Consider the following 20,117-nt stretch of genomic DNA (forward strand, 5'->3'; position numbering starts at 1 on the left):
TCAGGTGCCCGCGGCTTCGAGCACGGACGGCGAGGCGGACGTCCCGCCGGGGGCGGGGACGATCGACTGGTGCTCCGGGTCCCAGCTCACCGTGACCTCCTCGCCCGGCACGGCGGGGAGCGACCGCCCGGCCACCCGCATGGCCGAGCCGGTCGTGCCGTCCCCGAACCGCAGCCCCACCTGGTGGTGGTTGCCGACGTAGACGATCTCGGTGACGGTCGCGGTGGCATGGTTGTGCCCGGACGGGACGTCGCCCGCGCCGGAGTGCAGCTCCAGCCGCTCGGGCCGGACGACGGCGACGCCGCCCGTCCCGTCGAGCCCGGCGTCCAGGCGCGGCGCCCGCGCCGCGAACCCCTCGCAGCGCAGCAGGCCCGCGGCCGCGTCGACGGTGCCGCGGAAGCAGGTGGACTCGCCGAGGAACTGCGCGACGAACAGCGTCCCGGGACGCTCGTACAGTTCGGAGGGCGTCCCGACCTGCTCGACCCTGCCGTCGTTGAACACCGCGATGCGGTCGGACAGGGTGAGCGCCTCGTGCTGGTCGTGGGTGACGAAGATGAACGTCATGCCCAGCTCCCGGTGCATGCGGGCGATCTCCCGCTGGAGCTGGTCGCGCAGCCGCCGGTCGAGCGCGCCGAGCGGCTCGTCCATCAGCAGGGCGCGCGGCTGGTACACCACCGCGCGGGCCAGCGCGACGCGCTGCTGCTGCCCGCCGGACAGCATGCTCGGCAGCCGGTCCGCGTAGTCCTCCAGGTGGACGAGCTTCAGCGTCTCGGCGACCTTCGCCGCGATCTGCGCCTTCGGCATCCGCCGCTGCTGGAGCGGGAACGCGACGTTCTTCGCGACGCTCATGTGCGGGAACAGCGCGTACTGCTGGAACACCACGCCCAGGTTCCGCTTGTGCGGCTTCTGCCGGGAGACGTCCCGGCCGTCGATCTCGATCGTCCCGCCGGACACCGAGACGAACCCGGCGAGCATCGACAGCATCGTCGTCTTGCCCGAGCCCGACGGCCCGAGGAAGGTGATGAACTCGCCGTCCGCGATGTCGAGGGACACGTCGTCCACGGCGGGACGGGACGTCCCGTGGTAGACCTTCGAGACGCCCGCGATCCGGATCCCGGGGCTGGCGCTGGTGTCGGAATGGCTCATGGTGTGCTCCGCTTGCGGCGAACGAACTGCGGGACCAGCAGGACGAGGGTCGTGGCCGTCACCATCAGGCTGGACGCGGCCGCGATGGTCGGGTCGATCTCCAGCGTGATGGAGTTGTACATCTGCACCGGCAGCGTCTGGATGTCGGGCGTCTGCAGGAACAGCGCGACGACGACCTCGTCCAGCGACATGACGAACGCGAACACGAACCCCGACAGCACGCCGGGCGCGATCAGCGGCACGGTGATCCGGAAGAACGTCGTCACCGGGGTGGCGCCGAGCGACGCGGCGGCCGTGTCGAGCGTGCGGTCGTAGCCGGCCAGGCTGGTCGTCATGACCGTCACCACGAACGGCAGCGCCATCACGGTGTGCGCGGTCACGAACCCGATCGCGGTGCCGTTGAGCTGCCAGCGCAGGAACACGCCGTAGATCGCCACCGCGACCACGATGCCCGGGACGATCAGCGGCGCCATCATCAGCGAGCGGATCGCGCCCCGGCCGCGGAAGCCCGCCCGGTTCAGCCCGAACGCCGCCGCGACGCCGAGGACGGTCGCCGTCACCGCCACGAGCAGCCCGATCTGCACCGAGGTCAGCAGCGACCGCATCCACTTCTCGGAGCTGAAGAACGCCTGGTACCAGCGCAGCGACCAGTCCTCGGGCGGGAACTGGAAGGTGTCGCCCCCGGAGAAGCTCATCGGGATCACGACGGCGGTCGGCGCGATCAGCACGAGCCCGGTCAGCGCGACCACCGACCGCAGGCCCCAGCCGACGCCGCCGTCCCGTCCGGCCCGCAGCCCGGGCCCGCCCGAGGCAGCCTGCTCAGTCATTCGTCACCGCCTTCTCCGTCGTGGACGAGAGGTTCGCGAACCGCGACACGACGAACAGCGCCAGCAGCGTCACCGCCAGCAGCACCGTGCCGAGCGCGCCCGCTCCGCCGAAGTCGAGCAGCTTGCTGACCTGCGTCGCGATCAGCTGGGCGACCAGGGACTCCTGCGGCGAGCCGAGCAGCGCCGGGGTGACGTAGAACCCGAGCGTCAGGATGAACACGAGCGTGAACCCCGACAGCACGCCCGGCAGCGACAGCGGCAGGTACACCCGGGCGAACGCCCGCCAGCGCGGCGCGCCGAGGCTGGTCGCCGCGTCGAGCAGCCGCTTGTCGATGCCCTCCATCCCGCTGTACAGCGGGAGGACCATGAACGGCAGCATGACCTGCACCATCGCGACCGCCACGCCGGGCACCGAGCCGAGCAGGACGACGCCGTGGATCCCGACCGCGGAGAACGCGTCGTCGATCAGGCCGCCGCGCTGCTCCAGCATGTACCAGGCGAAGTTGCGGGCCATCATCGACGTCCAGAACGGCAGCAGGACCACGACCGTCATCAGGTTCCGGCCGCGCGGCCCGACCCTCGTCATCGTGTACGCGTACGGGTAGGCGATCACGAGGGTGCAGGCGGACACGATCAGCCCGGTGACGAGCGTCCGCACCAGGACCGTGGTGGACACGCCGTCGTGCAGCAGGGCCGTGTAGTTGCCGAGCCCCGCGGACGGGTCGGTGAAGCTCCGCCAGATGACGAAGGCGAGCGGGTAGCAGAAGAACACCAGCAGCAGGGCGGTGGCGGGCAGGATGAACCAGCCCGCCAGCCGCCGGCGCGGCCGGGCGGCGGCCGGGCCGGCGCCGCCGGTGGCGGCGACCGGCGGCGCCGATGCGGTCGGGGCGCTCATCGCGTCACCCGTTGAGCCACGCCGTGTAGCGCTTGGTGACCATGTCGAAGTTCTTGCCCCACCAGGCCGCGTCGGTCCGGACGATGCTGTCCTTGTGCTCCGGCGCGTACGCGTTCAGCCGCTGCTGGTACTGGTCGAAGTTCGGCTTGATGGTCTCCTTGATCGGCAGCACCGACGCCAGCTCCGACATCCTGGCGGACGGCTTCTCCCCGGACGCGGAGGCGATGAACTTCATCGCCTGCTCCTTGTTCTTCGAGCCCTTGGGGATCACGAGATCGTCCCAGTTGACGATCGTCTTGTCCCAGACCGGCTCGAACGGGGCGCCCGCCTTGAGCGCCTGGTAGGCGCGGGCGTTCAGCATCAGCCCCATGTCGATCTGCTTGTCGACCATCATCTGCTGCATCTGCCCGTAGGTCTGCGCGAACGTGGTCACGCCCTTGATCTGGTCGAGCTTCTTGAACGCCCGGTCCAGGTCGAGCGGGTAGAGCTTGTCCTGCGGGACGCCGTCGGCGAGCAGCGCCGCCTCCAGCAGCCCGACGGCGACCTCCGGCGGCACGATCCGCTTGCCCGGGTACTTCTTCACGTCGAAGAAGTCGGCGATCTTGGTGGGCGGGTTCGCGCCGTACTTCTGCTTGTTGAACATGAAGATGGTGCTGTAGAAGAACGCGGGGACGCCGCACTCGCTCACCGTCCCGGGCGGGAAGATGCTCTTGTCGACGATCGAGAAGTCGAGCTTCTCGACGTACTTGCCGCAGTACTGCTCGGTCGCGGCGGCGCTGGTGTCGACGACGTCCCAGGTCACCTTCCTGGCCTCGACCATCGTCTTCATCTTCGCCTCGTCGACCGGGCCGTCGTTGCGGAACTTGACCCCGGTCTCGGCGGTGAAGGGCTTCTGCCACGCCTCCGCCTGGTAGTTCTGGAACGGGGCGCCGGTCGACACGAACGTCAGGGTGTCGTCGTCGCCACCTCCGCTCGCGTTGCCGATGCTGCAGGCAGCGGCCGCGAGGACCGCGGCCGCGCCGACGGCCGTGACCCTGGCCGCCGCGCCGATACGCCGGGTTGTTCGCCGCACGATCTCCTCCTGGGGGTGGGTAAGGGCTGCGCGCGTCCTGCCCCGTCAGGCCGCTGTGACGTGTTCGGTCAGGACGCGGGCCAGCGTGTCGAGCCGCCCCTCGTCGATCACCAGTGGCGGGGAGAGGACGATCGTGGTGCCGGAGGCACGCACGATCACCCCGTCCGCGCGGGCGCCGGCCTGCACCCCGGCCGCCGCGGTCGCGGCGTCGGGGCCGGTCAGCTCGACGCCGAGCATCATCCCGACGCCGCGGACCTCGAGGACGTGGTCCAGCCGCTCCAGCGGCTTGAGCGCGGCGAGCAGCTGGGCGCCGAGTGTCTCGGCACGTTCCAGGAGCCCTTCGCGCTCCAGGATGCCGATGTTGGCGAGCGCCACCGCCGACCCGACCGGGTGCCCGTTGTAGGTGAACCCGTGCAGGAACGCGGCGCCGTCCGCGAGGTCGAGCACCCGCTCGCCCGCGAGCACCGCGCCCATCGGGATGTAGCCGCTGGTCAGCCCCTTCGCGGTGACGATCAGATCCGGCTCGATGCCGTACCGCGCCGAGCCGAACCAGTGGCCGATCCGGCCGAACGCGGTGACGACCTCGTCGAGGATCAGCAGGATGCCGTGCCGGCGCAGGACGTCCTGCACCCTGGGCCAGTAGTCCTCGGGTGGCGGCACCATGCCGCCGACGCCGAGCACCGGCTCGCCGATGAACGCCGCGATCCGCTCCGGGCCGATCTCCGCGATCCGCTCCTCCAGCTCGCCGACGAGCCGGTCGGTGACGTCCGCGCCGCGCACGGAGTGCGGCTTGGCGAGGAACTCGATCCCCGGCATCAGCGGACCGAAGCCCGCGCGCAGCCGGTCGATCCCGGTCGCGGCGAGCGAGCCGCCGCCCATCCCGTGGTAGCCGCCCTCGCGGGCGAGGATCACGAACCGCTCCGGGTTCCCGGCGTGGTGGTGGGCGAGCCGGGCGAGCTTGATCGCCGTCTCGTTCCCCTCCGACCCGCCGTTGGTCAGGAAGACCCGGCGCATGTTCGGCGGCGCCAGTTCGAGGAGCCGCTCGGCCAGCCGGATCGACGGCTCGTTGGAATAGTCGCCGAAGGACGAGTAGAACTCCAGCCTGCCCATCTGCTCGGCGGCGGCCGCGGCCAGCTCGTCCCGGCCGTGCCCGACCGGGCACTGCCACAGGCCGCAGGTGCCGTCGATGTAGGACCTGCCGTTCACGTCCCAGACCACGGCGCCCTCGCCCCGGTCGAGGACCAGCGGCTCGGCGGGCGCGCCGATGACGCTGTGCGGATGGATGAGCGTCCGCTTGTCCGCGTCGGCGAGCAGCTCCGCCCGCTCCGTCCCCACGTGCTCTTGCGTAGTCATGGTCCCGCGCCTCCTTAGAGCCTCATCGCCACGGACTTGCTCTCCAGGTAGGCGTCGATGCCCTCGGTGCCGCCCTCGCGTTCCAGGCCGCTGTTCTTCATCCCGCCGAACGGCAGTTCCGGACGGACGGGGAACGCCTCGTTCACCGCCACGACGCCGAAGCTCAGCCGGTCGACGGCCCGCCACACGCGGGTCAGGGCGGAGCCGTGGACGTAGGCCGCCAGCCCGTAGTCGGTGGCGTTGGCGCGGTCCACGGCCTCTTCGTCGTCGTCGAAGGAGTAGACCGGGAGCACCGGGCCGAAGGTCTCCTCGGAGCTGATCAGCATGGCGTCGTCCGCGCCGGTCAGGACGGTCGGCTCGTAGAACGCGCCGGTGAGGGCGGCGTCGTCGGGCGTCCAGCGCCGTCCGCCCGCCGCGACCTCCGCGCCGCGCTTGACCGCGTCGGTGACGTGCCGCTCCACCTTGTCCAGCCCGGTGAAGTCGATCAGCGGGCCGACGGTGGTGCCCTCGGCGGAGCCGTGCCCGAGCTTGAGCGCGGCCACCTTCTCCAGGAGGAGCGCCACGAACTCGTCGTGCACCGACCGCTGGACGAGCAGCCGGTTCACCGCGATGCAGCTCTGCCCCGCGTTGGCGAACTTCGCGGCGGCGACTGCGGCCGCGGCGGCGGGGAGGTCGGCGTCGTCGAACACGATGGCGGGGGAGTGGCCGCCCATCTCCAGGGACGTCCGGCGCAGGTGGTCGCCCGTCGAGCGGAGGAGGCTGAGGCCCACGGCGGTGGAGCCGGTGAAGCTGACCTTGCGCAGCCGGGGGTCGGCGAGCAGCGCCCCGGCGACGTCCCCGGGACGGGACGTGGTGAGCGACTGGAGCACCCCGGCGGGCAGCTCGCCCGCCTCGGCGATGATCCGCACCAGCGCGGTGCCGACCAGCGGCGTCTGCTCCGCCGGTTTGACGATCACCGGGCAGCCGGCGGCGAGGGCCAGCCCGACCTTGCGGACCAGCATGCTCGCCGGGAAGTTCCACGGGGTGATCGCGAGCGCCGGGCCGACCGGGACGCGGAGCACCAGCCCGGGTCCGGCGGCGGCGTCGGGCGTCACCCGGCCGTTCGCGCGGCGCGCCTCCTCGGCGGCCCATTCCAGCATCCGGGCGCTGCCGAGGATCTCGCCGCGCGCCTCGCCGAGCGGCTTGCCGTTCTCGCTCGTCATGAGCGCGGCGAGCGGCTCGGCCTGGGCGCGGATCCCGGCCGCGGCGGCGCGCAGGGCGGTGGAGCGGGACTCGGCGGGCGTCCGCCGCCAGGGACCGGCGGCCCGGTCGGCGGCGGCGAGCGCCGCGAGCGCCTCCTCCGGACCCGCGTCGGCGACCTGGCCGAGGACGCGGAGCGTGGCGGGGTCCGCCACGTCGAAGGTCGCGGATCCCGGTTCCCACACCCCATCGACGAGCAGGGTTGCGGACGGGTCTGCGGGCATATTGCGGCCCTCCCTCTGTCATCCGTTACGCCGACCGTAATCGATGCCGCACAGTTTCCAAGGCCGGTGTTGTATTTGTCAACAGTTGGCGGAACCTGCGTCGTGACGGCCGCGCGCCGCCTTACAGTGGGGGCATGAACGCCCAACCGTCTCCGTCGGCCGATCCCGCCGCCCAGGAGACCGAACTCCTGCCGATCAGGGAGCTGCTGTCGTACCGGCTGCACCGGGTGGCCAACGCCCTGTCCCGCAGCGCCGCCCTCCGCTACCGCCGGGAATTCAACGTCAGCCTGCAGGAGTGGCGGACGATCGCCCTGCTCGGCGCCGACGAGCCGCTCACCGTCAACCGGCTGGCCCGGCTGGCGGGCCTGGACAAGGCGCAGATGAGCCGGGTCGCGAGCAAGCTGGCGGCGGGCGGCCTGGTGGAGCGCGAGCCCGGGCCCGGCCGCACGACCCAGCTCACGCTGACCCGCAGCGGGCGGGCGCTCTACCGGGGGCTCATCGGGGCCGCGAACGAGCGCAACAACGCCTTCCTCGTCTGCCTCACCCCGCTGGAACAGGAGGTGCTCGACTCGGCCCTGCGCAAGCTCGCCACGCTGGCCAAGGCGCTGGAGCGCTCCGAGCGCTGACCCGCCGCCGGGCGCGGACGGCCACCGGCCGGGGCCAGGTGTTGATGTTGTCATCAGTAGGCTATATTCCTCCCGTGACGACCTCGACGCTCCCCTAGGAGGCTGGACGCGCATGGCCGACCACGCGACGATCTGCGAGTGCTTCGCCCGCGACGGGCTCCAGCACGAGAGCGCCCACGTCCCGACGGACGTCAAGATCGAGCTGATCGGGGCCTTCGCCGACGCGGGCTTCACCAGGATCGAAGCGACCGGGTACGGCCATCCCGAGCGGGTCCCGGCGCTCCGCGACGCGAGCGCGGTGCTCGCCGGGCTGCCCCGCCGCGCCGGGGTCGCCTACAAGGCCACCTGCCCCAACGTACGCGCGGTGGAACGTGCCATCGCCGATCTGGACGCCGGGCACGGCGCCCACGAGCTGAGCCTGCTCGTCTCGGCGACCGAGTCCCACACCGAGCGCAACATGCGCACCACCCGTGAAGGGCAGTGGGCGCGGGTGACCGAAATGGTGCGGCTCGCCGCCGGCCGCTTCCGGCTCGTCGGCGTGATCTCGGTGGCGTTCGGGTGCCCGTTCGAGGGCGCCGTCGACCCCGGCGTCGTCGCCGCCGACGCGGCCCGCTTCGCCGACCTCGGCGTGGACGTCGTGACGCTCGGCGACACCACCGGCCTCGCGACGCCGACCACCGTCAAGAGCATGTTCCGGCGGATCACGGCGGCGGGCGGGCCCGCGCCGCCGATCGTCGCGCACTTCCACAACACGCGCGGCAGCGGGCTCGCCAACTGCTTCGCCGCGCTGGAGGCCGGGTGCCGCGACTTCGACAGCTCCTTCGGCGGGGTCGGCGGCCACCCCGCCAGGATCCAGTACGGGCAGGGGATGACCGGGAACGTCAGCACCGAGGACCTCGTGAACCTGCTGGAGTCCGAGGGCGTCCGCACCGGGCTCGACCTCGACGCGGTCATGGCGGCGTCGGAGCGCTGCGAGCGGGCGCTCGGACGTCCGCTGCACAGCATGGTCGCCCGCGCCGGGTTCGGGCTCGTCGGCGAGAGGGCGGTCGCTCATGGCTGAGTCAGAAGTGCTCCTCGTGGACGACCGCGGCCCCGTCCGGGTGCTGCGGATGAACCGTCCGGCCAAGCTCAACGCGCTCGACACCGCGCTCACCCGCGCCCTGCACGACGCGCTGCGCGCCGCCGACGAGGACGAGGCGGTCCGCGCCGTCGTCCTCACCGGCGAGGGACGCGCCTTCAGCGCCGGAGCCGACCTCAAGGAGTTCGCCGACCTCACCCCGGCGAACCAGCGCGCCGTCGTCCGGCGGGCCGAGCTGACGACCCGCACGCAGGCGATGCTGCAGCAGCTCTCCAAGCCCGTCGTGTCCGTGGTGCGCGGCGCGGCGATGGGCGGCGGGGCGGGGCTCGCCATCGGCTGCGACATGATGGTCGCCGCGTCCGACGTCAAGTTCGGGTATCCGGAGCTGCGGCACTCGATCGTCCCGGCGATCGTGATGACCGGGCTGCAGCGGCACTTCGGGCGCAAGCTGGCGTTCGAGCTGATCAGCACCGGCCGCGTGCTGTCCGCCGCCGAGCTGGCCGACCTCGGCCTCGCCAACCGGGTGACCGAGCCCGCGGACGCGCTCGCCGCCGGGCTGGAGATCGCCGCCGGCTGGGCCGAGGTGAACCCGCTCGCGATGGCGGCGGCCAAGAGCCTGTTCCACCGGGTCGCCGACCTGCCGTTCGCGGAGGCCATGCGGACCGGCGGCGACGTCAACGCGATCATGCGCGGGTTCCCCGGGGAGGGCGCATGACGGGGCCGCTGCGGGGCGTGACCGTGCTGGACTTCACCCGCGTCCTCGCCGGTCCGCTCGCCACCCAGATCCTCGCCGAGCTCGGCGCCGACGTCATCAAGATCGAGCGGCCCCGGCGCGGCGACGAGACCCGGACGTTCGAGCCGCGCCTGCCCGGCGGCGAGAGCGCCTACTTCTTCACCGTCAACCGGGGCAAGCGGTCGGTGACGCTCGACCTGAGCTCCCCGCGCGGGCAGGACATCGCCCGCGAGCTGGCCGACCGCGCCGACGTCGTGGTGGAGAACTTCATGCCCGGCACCATGGACAAGTACGGGCTCGGCTACGAGGCGCTCGCGGAGCGCAACCCGCGCCTGGTCTACGTGTCCAGCACGGGTTTCGGGCGGTCCGGGCCGTACTCGGACCGCAAGGGTTACGACACCGTCTTCCAGGCGCTGTCCGGGATCATGTCGCTCACCGGCCACCCGGACACGCCGCCCGCGAAGGTCGGCGTCCCGATCTCCGACATGACGTCCGGGCTGTGGATCACCATCGCGATCCTCACCGGGCTCCTCGGACGCGGCGCGGACGGCCGCGGCTCGCACGTCGACCTCGCGATGATGGACGTCCAGACGAGCCTGCTCGCGCTGGCCGCCGCGCGGATCTTCGCGCTGGACGAGGACCCGTCCCGCACCGGCACCGAGCACCCGGGCCGCGTCCCGTCCGCCGCGTTCCAGTGCGCGGACGGCGGCTGGCTGCACATCAGCTGCAGCGACCAGCACTGGGCCCCGCTGTGCCGGGTGCTCGACCTGCCCGAGCTGGCCGCCGACCCGGACCTCGCCGCCAACGCCGGACGGCTCGCGCAGCGCGGACGGGTGATGGCCGCGCTCGCCGCCGCCATCGGCCGCCGGACCCGGCACCCCCTCGCGGACGAGCTGCGCGCCGTCGACGTCCCCGCGGGCGAGGTGAACTCGGCGCGCGAGGCGCTCGCCGACCCGCACACCACGGCCCGAGGGATGGTGGGCAGCTTCGACCATCCCGTCGAGGGCGAGTTCGGCGCGCTGCGCACGCCGCTGCGCGTGGACGGCCGCGACTACCCCGAGCCGGGCGTCCCGCCGCTGCTCGGCGCCGACACCGAGGACGTGCTCACCGGCCTCCTCGGCCTGGACCGGGCGGACGTGGCCCGGCTGCGCGAAGAAGGGACGGTCTGACATGGGCGCCACCGACGACCCGGTGCTGGTGGAGGAGGCGGACGGCGTCGCGCACGTCGTGCTGAACCGGCCGGGGTCCCGCAACGCGCTGAACCTCGCCATGTGCCACCGGCTGAGCGAGGTGTTCGCGCGGCTGGACGCCGCCGACGGCGTCGGGGCCGTGCTGCTGCGGGCGGCCGGGCCCGCGTTCTGCGCGGGCGCCGACCTCAAGGAGCGGCAGGGCCGCGACGAGGGCTGGGTGCGCGCCCGGCGGCTCGCGTCGTTCGCCGCCTACGAGGCGATCGAGCGGTGCGCGAAGCCCGTGGTGGCGCTGGCGCACGGCCCGGTCGTCGGCTCCGGCGGGGAGATCGCCATGTCCTGCGACTTCATCGTGGCCGCCGACGACGCGACGTTCCGGTTCCCCGAGGCGCACTGGGGGACGGTCGGCGCGACGCAGCGGCTCCAGCGCGTCATCGGCAAGCGACGCGCGAAGGAGCTGCTGTTCACGTCCCGGACGATGCCCGCCGCCGAGGCCGCCGCCGTGGGCCTCGTGGCGCGGACGGTCCCCGCCGCCGACCTGCTGGCGACCGGCGCGGAGCTCGCCGCGAAGATCGCGGGCGCGCCGCGCCTCGCGATGGCGCTGACCAAGCAGGCCGTCGACCTCGGCTCGGAGACCGACCTCGCGAAGGGCATCCGGATCGAGATGGCGGCGATCGAGCGCTGCCTCGCGGACGGCGGCTGGCGCGGCGGCGTCGAGGACTTCGCCACGGCCAGGCGCACGGGCAGGCGGCCGGAACCGGAGGGGAGCTGAGCCATGGAACCGCGGACCGTGCAAGCGCCGGCCGACGAGCTGGCCGGGGTGTGCCCGCTGACCGTCCACGAGGCGCTGCGCCGCGCGGCGACCGTCGCGGGCGACGTCGAGGCCGTCGTCACCCCGCGCGGCCGGATCGCCTACGCCGCGCTGGCCGACGAGGTCGCGGCCGTCCGCGCGAGGCTGGCGGCGGCGGGCGTCCGGCGCGGCGACCACGTGGCCGTCTGCCTCGGCAACGGACCGGAATGGGTCACGCTCTTCCTCGCCATCGGCTCGCTGGGCGCGGTGACCGTGCCGATCAACACCCGGTGGCGGGCCCCGGAGATCGCGTACGCGCTGCGGCAGTCGCGGTCCTCGCTCCTGTTCGTCGCCGACCGCTTCCTGAACATCGACTTCGTCGCCGTGCTCCGGCGGATCTGCCCCGCCGCCGACTCCGCCCTGCCCGACCCCGCGCTGCCCGACCTGCGGTCGGTGGTCGTGCTCGGCTCGGACGTCCCCGCCGCCGCCCGCTCCTGGGACGACTTCCGCGCGACCCCCGCGCCGCCGGTGGAGCCCTGCGGCACGCCGGACGACGTCCTGCTGATCCAGTACACGTCCGGCACCACGTCCCACCCGAAGGGCGTGCTGCTGACCCAGCGCAGCATGTGCGCCGACGCCTTCTTCTCGGGCGCGCGGCTCGGGCTGCGGCCCGGCGACCGGTTCCACAGCGCGCGGCCGTTCTTCCACGCGGCGGGCAGCACGCTGACCGTCCTCGCCTGCCTCCAGCACGCCGCGACCGTGGTGACGATGGACAGGTTCGAGCCCGGCGAGGCGCTCCGCCTCATCGAGGACGAGCGCTGCACCCACTTCTCCGGCAACGACACCATCGCCCTGATGCTGCTGAACCACCCCGACCTGCCCCGGCGGCGGCTGCGGCTGCGCGGGGCGTGGGCGGCCGCGTCGCCCGCCGTCGTCCGGCGCATCGCGACCGAGCTCGGCGCGGCCGAGTGCGTCGTCGGCTACGGGCTGTCGGAGGCGTCGCCGAACGTGGCGCAGTCGGCCTGGTGGGAGCCCGAGGACGTGCGGCTCTCCGGCCGGATGCTGCCCGAGCCCGGCGTCGAGGTCCGCGTGCACGACCCGGCCGCCGGACGGGACGTCCCGCCCGGCGGCGTCGGGGAGATCCTCGTCCGCGGCTGGAACGTCATGCGCGGCTACTTCGAGATGCCCGCCGAGACCGCGGAGGCGCTGTCGCCGGACGGCTGGCTGCGCACCGGCGACCTCGGCCGCCTCGGCCCCGACGGCCGCCTGGAGTTCGTCGGCCGGGCCAAGGAGGTCATCCGCGTCGGCGGGGAGAACGTCTCGCCGACCGAGATCGAGGACGTCCTGCACCACCATCCCGGCATCCGGCAGGCGGCGGTGGTCGGCGTGCCGGACGACCGGCTGATGGAGGTCCCGTTCGCGTTCGTCGTCCCGGCCGACGGGCACCGGGTCGAGCCGGACGACGTCACCGCCTGGATCCGCGAGCGCCTCGCCGGGTTCAAGGTGCCGCGCCACGTCCACGTGGTCGCGAGCTTCGAGGAGTTCGGGATGACGGCCAGCTCGAAGGTCCCGAAACGGCACCTCGCCGACCACGCACGACGGCTGCTGGACCACGCGGAGACGAGATGAGCGCGATCGAGACCGGCGTCACCCGGCTGCTCGGCTGTGATCTGCCGATCGTCCAGGCGGGCATGTCGTGGGCGTCGTCGGACTCGCGGCTGCCGCTCGCCGTGTCGAACGCCGGGGGCCTCGGCGTGGTCGCCGCCGGGCCGATGCGGCTGCCCGACCTCGACCGGACGATCGGCGAGGTCGCGGCGGGCACCGACCGCCCGTACGCGGTGAACCTGCCGCTCTACCGCACGGGCGCGGACGAGGTCATGGACCTGCTCGCGGCCCGCCGGATCCCGGTGCTGATCGCGTCGCAGGGCGGCCCGCGCCGCTACCTGCGCCGCTTCAAGGACGTCGGGACGATCTGCCTGCACGTCGTGGCGTCCGAGGAGCACGCGGCCAAGGCCGTGGACGCCGGGGTCGACGGCCTCGTCGTCGTCGGCGCGGAGGCGGGCGGCCACCCGCCCGCCGGGCTGGTCTCCACGCTGGTCACGGTGCGCGCGGTGACGCGGCGGTTCCCCGCCGTCCCGGTGATCGCCTCGGGCGGGTTCGCGGACGGCGCGGGCCTCGCCGCCGCGCTGGCCCTCGGCTGCGGCGCGGCCCAGTTCGGCACGCGCTTCCTCGCCAGCGAGGAGGCCAACGTGCACCCCGCCTACAAGGAGGCGGTGCTGGCGGCCGGGATCGGCGACACCCGGACGGTGGGCCGCGGCCTCGGCCTGATCCGGGTCCGGGCCAACGACTTCGCCGAGCGGATGCTGGAACTGGAGAGCGGCGGCGCCGACCTGGAGCGGCGCCGCGCCGAGTTCACCGCGGCCAGCCTGCGGACGGCCGCCGTCGACGGCGACGTCGCCGGCGGCAAGGTCGAGATGGGGCAGTCGGCGGGCCTCGTCGACGCGGTCCTGCCCGCCGCGCGGATCGTCGAGCGGCTGGTGGACGAGTACGCCGCCGCGGTCGGACGGCTGCCGGGGGTGCGGCGGTCGGCGGCGCCGATCCCGTCCAGGTAGGGCGCGCACGGAGCTTCGGGGGAGAGCGGCCGGGTGCCGCGCGCTAGGGCGCGGACACCTGAGGCCGAGACTGAGGAGGTCTTGTATGACGACCAACGAAAGAGCCCTGCGAAAATGGGCGGAGCCGGCACTCGGCCGGCGCGGCCTGCTCGGCGGGGCGGCGGCGCTCGCGGCGGGCGGCGCCGCGTTCGCCGCGAGCGGGGGGAGCGCGTTCGCCGCGGGCGGCGGCGCGCCCCGGCCCGACTCCCCGCTGCCGATCATCCCGATCCCGCCGCAGGCCCCGGCCACCGAGGGCTACGCCCCGGTGCCCGGCGGACGCGTCTGGTACTGGGACACCGGGGGCCACGGCACGCCGATCGTCCTGCTGCACGCCTACAGCGGCAGCGCGGAGAGCTGGCCGTACCAGCAGCCGTACCTCGCGAAGGCCGGGTTCCGCGTCATCGGCTACTCGCGCCGCGGGCACTTCAAGTCGGACGCGCCGCCCGCCGACAACCCGGGCACCGGCGCCGGCGACCTGCACGCCCTCGTCGAGCACCTCGGCATCCGCAAGTTCCACGCCGTGGGCGTGGCGGCGGGCGGGGGAGTGGCGCTCGACTACGCGCTGTCCCACCCGGAGCGGCTGCTCGGCCTCGTCATCAGCGGCAGCCTCACCGGCGCGCAGGACCAGGACTACAAGGACATGCTGAAGCGGCTCCGGCCGCCCGGCTTCGCCGAGATGCCCGCGGACTTCATCGAGCTCGGCCCGTCCTACCGGGCGGTCAACGTGGCCGGGACGGCGGCGTGGGTCGACATCCACCACCGCGCCCGCAACAGCACCGTCGATCAGGGGAACGAGAACACGTTCACCTGGGCGGACGTGAAGCAGCGGGTGCGGGTGCCGACCCTGCTGCTCTGGGGGGACGCCGACCTCTACAGCCCGCCGAGCGTCCAGCGGATCATGGCGAGCCATTTCCGCGACGTGGAGACGGTGGTGGCGAACGAATGCGGTCACGCGCCGCAATGGGAGCGCTCGGACGTTTACAACCCCGTCCTCCGCGCGTTCGTGCGCAAGCATTCACGGTAGGCGTTGACGGCGCCGGAGAGCCCGTGCCCCGCCACGGGCTCTCCGGCGAGATTTGCTCAACCTGCTTCTCTCTTCAGGAAATCGAGGATCTGCGGGAACACCTCGGTGTCGGCGTGGACGCCCATGAACGGGTCCTGGTGGCCGTATCCGGGCAGGACCGCCAGTTCGTGGCGGCCGGGCGCGGCCGATTCCAGCCGCCGGTGGCAGACGATGTTGGAGTCGCCGAACACGTTGTTGCGGTCTCCGGTGAGGAACAGGATCGGCGTCGCGACGTCGACGGCCTTCGCGAGGTAGTCGTCCGGCAGGTCCCGGTGGCGTGAGTCGTGGCGGTCGAATTTCACCGCGCGACCCGCCAGCACCATTTTGTGGACCTGGCGGTAGTAATTGAGGTTGCACACGCCGAACAGGTCGGTCAGCCGGGCATGCGTGACGGGCGACATCTTCTCGTGCGTGAAGATGGGTTTTCCGCAGCCCCACATGAAGCCGAGCATGTGGCAGGCGGGCTCGTCGCACGCGCGGTGGAACGGCCGGATCGCCTTGGCGAGCATCCAGCCGCGGGTCAGCACGGGCGCGGTCGAATAGCGCGGGTCGAGCTGGTAGGGCCCGAGAAGGTATTCCATGATCGGCGGCGCGTAGCCGAGCTTCATCTTCGCCCAGCGCGGCGTCCGCGCGACCAGCGAGACGCTGTTGCAGGTCAGGCTGGTGATGTCGGTGACCGTCCCGGCGGACAGGGCCATGGAGAACGACGCCGCGCCCAGGCAGTGCGCGATGACGTGGACGCGCTTGTCGCCGATATGGCGGCGCAGTTCGGCGAGCGCCGCCGGGTGGTCGTAGTGGGCGATGTCGTCGAGGTTGTAGCGGTGGGTCTCGGAGTTGTACGGGAATCGCGCGCTCATCCGGAAGTCGAGCGTCCACACGTCGCCGAACCCGGCGTCGTGCAGGAAATTCACCAGGTTGGTGTGCTCCGGCATGATGAACATGTCCGACGAGCACGAGATCCCGTGGATCAGCAGGACCACGTCGTCGCATTCGCGGCGGCGGAACCGGGTGAGGTTCAGGCCCAGCCCGTCGTCCGTCGAGAAGGGATGCGCGCTGATCTCGGCGTCGGCGACCCCCGAGAGTGTGAACCGGGAAATCCGCCGGCGGTCCCAGCGGTCAGGACTCATCGGCCCTCCGTGTCCTCTCTGAGCGGGACGGTCACGTGAAAACGGTGCCGATCTGGCTGAACTGCCAGCCGTCGGACTCGGTGAGGACGAGCCGGACCCAGATCGTCCAGCCCTCGCCGATCTGCTCCGCGACGTTCGCGGGGACCGAGAGCGTCATGTCCTGCGGAGGGTCGTCGTCATAGCCTTCGGTGAACTGGAGAGCGCCGTTTCCGGTCTTGGCGATGGACATGTTGCCCATCCAGTCATCGAGAACCTCCTCGGGGTCGAGGTTGTGGAAGGCGAAGGGACTGTCCTCGATGAGGTCGTTGAGCATCCGCTTGGCGCGTTTTCCGGCGGGAAGGTCGCGGGCGGCCTTCCGTCCCTCGTCGGCCATTTCCGCGGCGGCGTCGGCGGGCAGGCGTCCCCGCTCGCGCAGCCATCCGGCGAGGTGCTCGACCATCTCGCCGATCGCCGCCATTTCCTCTTCTTCTTCCTCGCCGCCGGAGGAGATGCTGCGCGGCATCCAGACGCTGAGGAATTCCCACATGTGGTCGGGCAGTTCGGTCACCGGGGACTTGGAGCCGTCCTCCAGATACCAGCCCACGGAGCCGCGCAGGCTTTGGACGGCGTCTTCCATGTCCTCGTAGCGTTCGTCGGTCATCGCGGGGTCGTGCCTGAGGCAGTCGAGGAAGCCGGTGAGGGCGGTGTCGATGGAGATCTCTTCACCGGGGTCGGATTCGCTTCCGCAGGACGGGCATTCCTCGGCGGTGATCCGCGTGAAGGCGGGCTCCGACGGGCCGGGAGTGACGATCTCGCTGAAGCCGAATTGTTCGTGCGCAGCGACGATGCTCCACGCGAGACGGGGGTCGTCGGTGTCGGTGACGAGAGGTTCGAAGCCGTCGAAATCGACGTACTTCCACTCTTCGCCCTCGTCATCGGTCAGCGGGCCGGTCAGGTCGTAGACGTCGCCGGTGTCGGGATCGGTCCAGGCGCCGGGCAGTTCGGCGGCGTAGCGGGTGGGGGAGCCGTCGCCCATCGCGCGGTGCGCGTCCAGGTTCCAGACGCGGGCGAAGCCGTGGCCGTCGGCGGCCACGACGCGGGGACGGCCGCCGAGCAGGGAGTAGGCGACCGATTCGATGCCGAGGGTCCGGCCGTCCCTGAGGGGCATGCCGATCTGCTCGCCGGTGCGCGCGTCCCAGATCCGCACGGTGAAGTCGTGGCTGCCGCTGATGACGATCGGGACGCCGTCCGGCGCGGCGAAGGCCACCGTCCGGATCTCGCCTTCGTGACCGCTCATGGCGGGGCCGATCTGCTCGCAGGTGGGCAGGTCCCACAACCGCAGGGTCTTGTCGTCGCTGCCGCTGACGGCGACGGGCCGCCCGTCGAGCATGCCCACGGCCACGGCCCGGACCGGCTTCGTGTGCCCGGTCAGGGCCCGGCCGCGCTGCGTGCCGGACGCCAGGTCCCAGACCCGGACGGTGTTGTCCTCGCTGCCGCTGACCGCGATGGTCCGCCGGGCGAGCACGTCGACGGCCACCGCCCGCACCGCCGACTCGTGGGCGATCAGCGGCCCGCCGATCAGCGTGCCGCGGCCGAGGTCCCAGACCCGGACCATCGCGTCGTGGGCGCCGGTGACCGCGATCGAGCGTCCGTCGAGCACGCCGCAGGCCACCGAGTAGACCGATCCCATGCCGTTGTGCCTGATGTAGCGCGGTTCGGCGGGCCGGTCGGTCCGCCCGTGCCCGGTCAGCTCCCAGATCGTCAGGTCGACGTTGCCCCGGACGGCGACGGGCCTGCCGTCCAGGTGACCGAAGGCCAGCGACCGGACCGACATCCCGGACTCGCCCTCCAGCGGCGGGCCGATCTGCCGGTGGGACCCGAGGTCCCAGAGCCGCACCGGGCCGTACGGCCCGTCGCTGATCACGACCGGGCGCCCGTCCACCAGCCCGGTGTCCACGACCTGCACGGACGCACCGGGCCCGCCCAGCGCCGGGACGATCTGGGCCCCGAAGGGAAGGGGCACGAATTCGTCGTCTTCGCAGTGCGGATGTCCAGGCATCGAGCCTCCGAGCGCACGGACCAGAAATCAGCCTCGGCCAAGATATCGGAGCTTCGCCCCATAAATCCCGCTCTCACCTACCGGCTCCGGGCGCCCACGCGGTCTTTCAGGTCACCGAATCCAAATGGACGGCCTTTCCGATGAAGGCGATGCCGTCGATCGCGCCGAGTCGGGCCGGGTCCAGGGGGAAGTAGGCGAAATCGCTGGAGACGCGCGGGGTGGCTTCGCTGAGCACTTCGGGCAGGCGGCGCGCGTCGACGAGGGAGCGGTCCCAGGGCAGGGCGGACAGGATTCCCTCGATGGTGTCCGGCGGCGGGACGTCGTCGCCCGCCGTGCCGAGCGCCGTGGCCAGGAAGGCGTACCGGTCGCCGAGCCGCGTCGCCGCGATCGCCCCGGCGCTCCACCATTCCAATCTCCGGTCGCCGAACCGCATGACGCTCTTGTTCCGTTGCAGGTGGAGGTTGTGGCCGAAGGCCAGGGCGGGACGGCCCCGCGCGGCGACGGCCCGCAGGTTGGCGGCCATCATCGCGTCTCGCAGCGCCGACAGCCGGGACCACCGTTCCGGGGACGTGTCGGCCATCCAATGGTGGTAGCGGAGCAGGCCGACGGCGGTGCGCGCGTACAGTGCGGCCCGTTCCGCATCCCGCTCGCTGAGCCGCGGTGCCTGGGTGTCGAGGAGGCTCACCAGGTCGTCGGCGATGAGCCGCAGCCGCCGGGCGTCGGCGGTCTGCCCGATCGACCGGGACGGGTCCATGGCGGTGGCCTCGTCCGACCACGGTTCGTCCGGGCCCAGCAGCGCGTCGATGGTCTCCAGGGTGTGGGGGAGCGGGCCGTCGAGGAGGGCGTGGAGGGCGGTGAGCGCCTCGCGGGGGCTCGCCGCCCAATACTCCAGCGGGCCGTCGAACCCGAAGAAGCGGAGCTTCTCGTCGTGTTCCCGGTTGTACTCGCGCATCCAGCGGACGAGGTCGCGGTTGGCCGGCGGCGTGCCGAAACGGTGGCTGAAGCCGCGTTCCATGACGTCGTCGAGGGTGCCCGCGCCCGTCGCGAGGTAGTCGTCCACCACCAGGGCCTTGAGGCAGTCGCTCTCGATGGCGAACGACCGGTAGCCCTCGTGCTCGACCAGATACCGGAAGATCTCGTTGCGCAGCTCGCCCAGCTCTCCGACGAAATGCCTGGCCTCGCCCAGGCCGAGCAGCGCGGGCCGGGCGGGAAGCGACCGCAGGAACGCGGAGATGCCCGCGCCGTCGACCGGCCAGGAAATGTCCTTGAAGTCCATACCTTCGACGGTATCGTTGAACATTCAATGTAAACTTTCGCGCGAAAATGCGAGCTGCTCGGCGATGAACCTTCAAACGGATGTGCACCCATGAGGCCGGTGGACCTGGCTCGCGAGCATGGTCTGTCCACCCAAGCGGTCAGGAACTACGAGGACGCCGGGGTGCTGCCCGCCGCCGAACGCACCGCTCACGGCTACCGCACCTACACCCCGCTGCACGCGCTGGCCTTGCGTGCCTTCATGGCCCTCGTCCCCGGGCACGGGCACCGGACCGCCACGGCGATCATGCAGGCGGTCAACCGGGGCGACGTCCAGGACGCGCTGCTGCTCATCGACGAGAGCCACGACCGGCTCCTGGACGACCGCCGCACCCTCCAGGCGGTCGAGGCCGCGCTCCGCGACCTGGCGCCCGTGCCGCCCGAACGCGGCGACGTCCTCATCGGGCCCCTGGCCAGGCGGCTCGGCCTGCGTCCCGCCACCCTGCGCAAATGGGAGAACGCAGGACTGGTCCGGCCGCGCCGCGATCCCCGGACGGGCTACCGGGTCTACGGCGCGGCCGAGGTGCGGGACGCGCGGCTCGTCCACCAGCTCAGGCGGGGCGGCTACCTGCTGGAGCAGATCGCCCCGCTGATCGACCAGGTCCGCTCGGCCGGAGGCGTCGCCCCGCTGGAGGCCACCCTCCGCGACTGGCGGCGTCGCCTCTCCGCCCGAGCCCGCGCCATGCTCAAGGGCGCCGCCGACCTGGACGCCTACCTGGACGCCCGCGACGAGCATCCGTTGCCGTAGTTCTAT

Annotated in this window: 18 protein-coding genes; 9 read left to right on the forward strand and 9 right to left on the reverse strand. The window is 72.4% G+C overall.

Translation table 11 applies throughout. The features are described 5' to 3' along the window. From FXF68_RS33070 to FXF68_RS33095, 6 genes are read right to left on the reverse strand one after another with little or no spacing between them, the layout of a single operon-like run. Window positions 1–1,146, reverse strand: coding sequence for an ABC transporter ATP-binding protein (locus FXF68_RS33070; RefSeq protein ID WP_148766293.1), 1,146 nt, complete (start codon window positions 1,144–1,146; stop codon window positions 1–3). After that, window positions 1,143–1,973, reverse strand: a complete 831-nt coding sequence (locus tag FXF68_RS33075; protein ID WP_148766295.1) for an ABC transporter permease — start codon at window positions 1,971–1,973, stop codon at window positions 1,143–1,145. Before FXF68_RS33075 ends, FXF68_RS33070 begins: the two co-directional genes overlap by 4 nt. Further along, complete coding sequence (locus tag FXF68_RS33080; RefSeq protein ID WP_148766297.1) at window positions 1,966–2,868, reverse strand: ABC transporter permease; 903 nt, start codon at window positions 2,866–2,868, stop codon at window positions 1,966–1,968. Before FXF68_RS33080 ends, FXF68_RS33075 begins: the two co-directional genes overlap by 8 nt. Window positions 2,869–2,872: 4 nt before the next feature. Continuing rightward, complete coding sequence (locus FXF68_RS33085) at window positions 2,873–3,940, reverse strand: ABC transporter substrate-binding protein (protein ID WP_187438221.1); 1,068 nt, start codon at window positions 3,938–3,940, stop codon at window positions 2,873–2,875. A 45-nt stretch (window positions 3,941–3,985) separates the two neighbouring features. Beyond that, on the reverse strand, window positions 3,986–5,293 hold the full coding sequence (locus FXF68_RS33090; RefSeq protein WP_148766302.1) for an aminotransferase family protein: 1,308 nt from the start codon (window positions 5,291–5,293) through the stop codon (window positions 3,986–3,988). Between the two features lie 14 nt (window positions 5,294–5,307). Continuing rightward, window positions 5,308–6,756 carry an NAD-dependent succinate-semialdehyde dehydrogenase gene (locus tag FXF68_RS33095; protein ID WP_148766304.1) on the reverse strand — a complete coding sequence of 483 codons (1,449 nt, stop codon included), beginning with the start codon at window positions 6,754–6,756 and terminating at the stop codon, window positions 5,308–5,310. Between the two features lie 134 nt (window positions 6,757–6,890). Between FXF68_RS33095 and FXF68_RS33100 the strand changes: the two genes are divergently transcribed. The 8 genes from FXF68_RS33100 (at window position 6,891) to FXF68_RS33135 (ending at window position 14,845) form a co-directional block, all read left to right on the forward strand. Next, window positions 6,891–7,382, forward strand: a complete 492-nt coding sequence (locus tag FXF68_RS33100) for a MarR family winged helix-turn-helix transcriptional regulator (RefSeq protein ID WP_067888371.1) — start codon at window positions 6,891–6,893, stop codon at window positions 7,380–7,382. 112 nt (window positions 7,383–7,494) lie between these two features. Further along, window positions 7,495–8,442 carry a hydroxymethylglutaryl-CoA lyase gene (locus FXF68_RS33105; RefSeq protein ID WP_148766306.1) on the forward strand — a complete coding sequence of 316 codons (948 nt, stop codon included), beginning with the start codon at window positions 7,495–7,497 and terminating at the stop codon, window positions 8,440–8,442. Next, entirely contained in the window at window positions 8,435–9,175 is a 741-nt protein-coding gene (locus FXF68_RS33110) for an enoyl-CoA hydratase/isomerase family protein (RefSeq protein WP_148766308.1), read from the forward strand. The genes FXF68_RS33105 and FXF68_RS33110 overlap by 8 nt, the downstream gene beginning before the upstream one ends. After that, window positions 9,172–10,362, forward strand: coding sequence for a CaiB/BaiF CoA transferase family protein (locus tag FXF68_RS33115; RefSeq protein WP_148766310.1), 1,191 nt, complete (start codon window positions 9,172–9,174; stop codon window positions 10,360–10,362). The genes FXF68_RS33110 and FXF68_RS33115 overlap by 4 nt, the downstream gene beginning before the upstream one ends. Window position 10,363: 1 nt before the next feature. Further along, a complete protein-coding gene (locus FXF68_RS33120; RefSeq protein WP_148766312.1) occupies window positions 10,364–11,152 on the forward strand; it encodes an enoyl-CoA hydratase/isomerase family protein in 789 nt (262 codons plus the stop codon). 3 nt (window positions 11,153–11,155) lie between these two features. Next, entirely contained in the window at window positions 11,156–12,799 is a 1,644-nt protein-coding gene (locus FXF68_RS33125; RefSeq protein ID WP_148766313.1) for an AMP-binding protein, read from the forward strand. Beyond that, window positions 12,796–13,782 carry an NAD(P)H-dependent flavin oxidoreductase gene (locus tag FXF68_RS33130; protein WP_148766315.1) on the forward strand — a complete coding sequence of 329 codons (987 nt, stop codon included), beginning with the start codon at window positions 12,796–12,798 and terminating at the stop codon, window positions 13,780–13,782. The genes FXF68_RS33125 and FXF68_RS33130 overlap by 4 nt, the downstream gene beginning before the upstream one ends. 85 nt (window positions 13,783–13,867) lie before the next feature. Further along, window positions 13,868–14,845 carry an alpha/beta fold hydrolase gene (locus tag FXF68_RS33135; RefSeq protein WP_148766318.1) on the forward strand — a complete coding sequence of 326 codons (978 nt, stop codon included), beginning with the start codon at window positions 13,868–13,870 and terminating at the stop codon, window positions 14,843–14,845. Between the two features lie 56 nt (window positions 14,846–14,901). On the opposite strand, the gene FXF68_RS33140 is transcribed toward FXF68_RS33135, so the two are convergent. The 3 genes from FXF68_RS33140 to FXF68_RS33150 all read right to left on the reverse strand — a co-directional run bounded on the left by FXF68_RS33140 (window position 14,902) and on the right by FXF68_RS33150 (window position 19,325). Then, on the reverse strand, window positions 14,902–16,011 hold the full coding sequence (locus FXF68_RS33140; RefSeq protein WP_148766320.1) for an alpha/beta hydrolase: 1,110 nt from the start codon (window positions 16,009–16,011) through the stop codon (window positions 14,902–14,904). 31 nt (window positions 16,012–16,042) lie between these two features. Continuing rightward, a complete protein-coding gene (locus FXF68_RS33145; RefSeq protein WP_148766322.1) occupies window positions 16,043–18,049 on the reverse strand; it encodes a WD40 repeat domain-containing protein in 2,007 nt (668 codons plus the stop codon). Between the two features lie 106 nt (window positions 18,050–18,155). After that, on the reverse strand, window positions 18,156–19,325 hold the full coding sequence (locus tag FXF68_RS33150; RefSeq protein WP_246179087.1) for an erythromycin esterase family protein: 1,170 nt from the start codon (window positions 19,323–19,325) through the stop codon (window positions 18,156–18,158). Between the two features lie 90 nt (window positions 19,326–19,415). On the opposite strand from FXF68_RS33150, the gene FXF68_RS33155 reads away from it, so the two are divergent. Beyond that, window positions 19,416–20,111, forward strand: coding sequence for a MerR family transcriptional regulator (locus FXF68_RS33155; protein WP_148766326.1), 696 nt, complete (start codon window positions 19,416–19,418; stop codon window positions 20,109–20,111). Window positions 20,112–20,117 lie beyond the last annotated feature (6 nt).

The sequence above is a fragment of the Actinomadura decatromicini genome (assembly GCF_008121305.1).
GTDB classification, from domain to species: domain Bacteria; phylum Actinomycetota; class Actinomycetes; order Streptosporangiales; family Streptosporangiaceae; genus Spirillospora; species Spirillospora syzygii.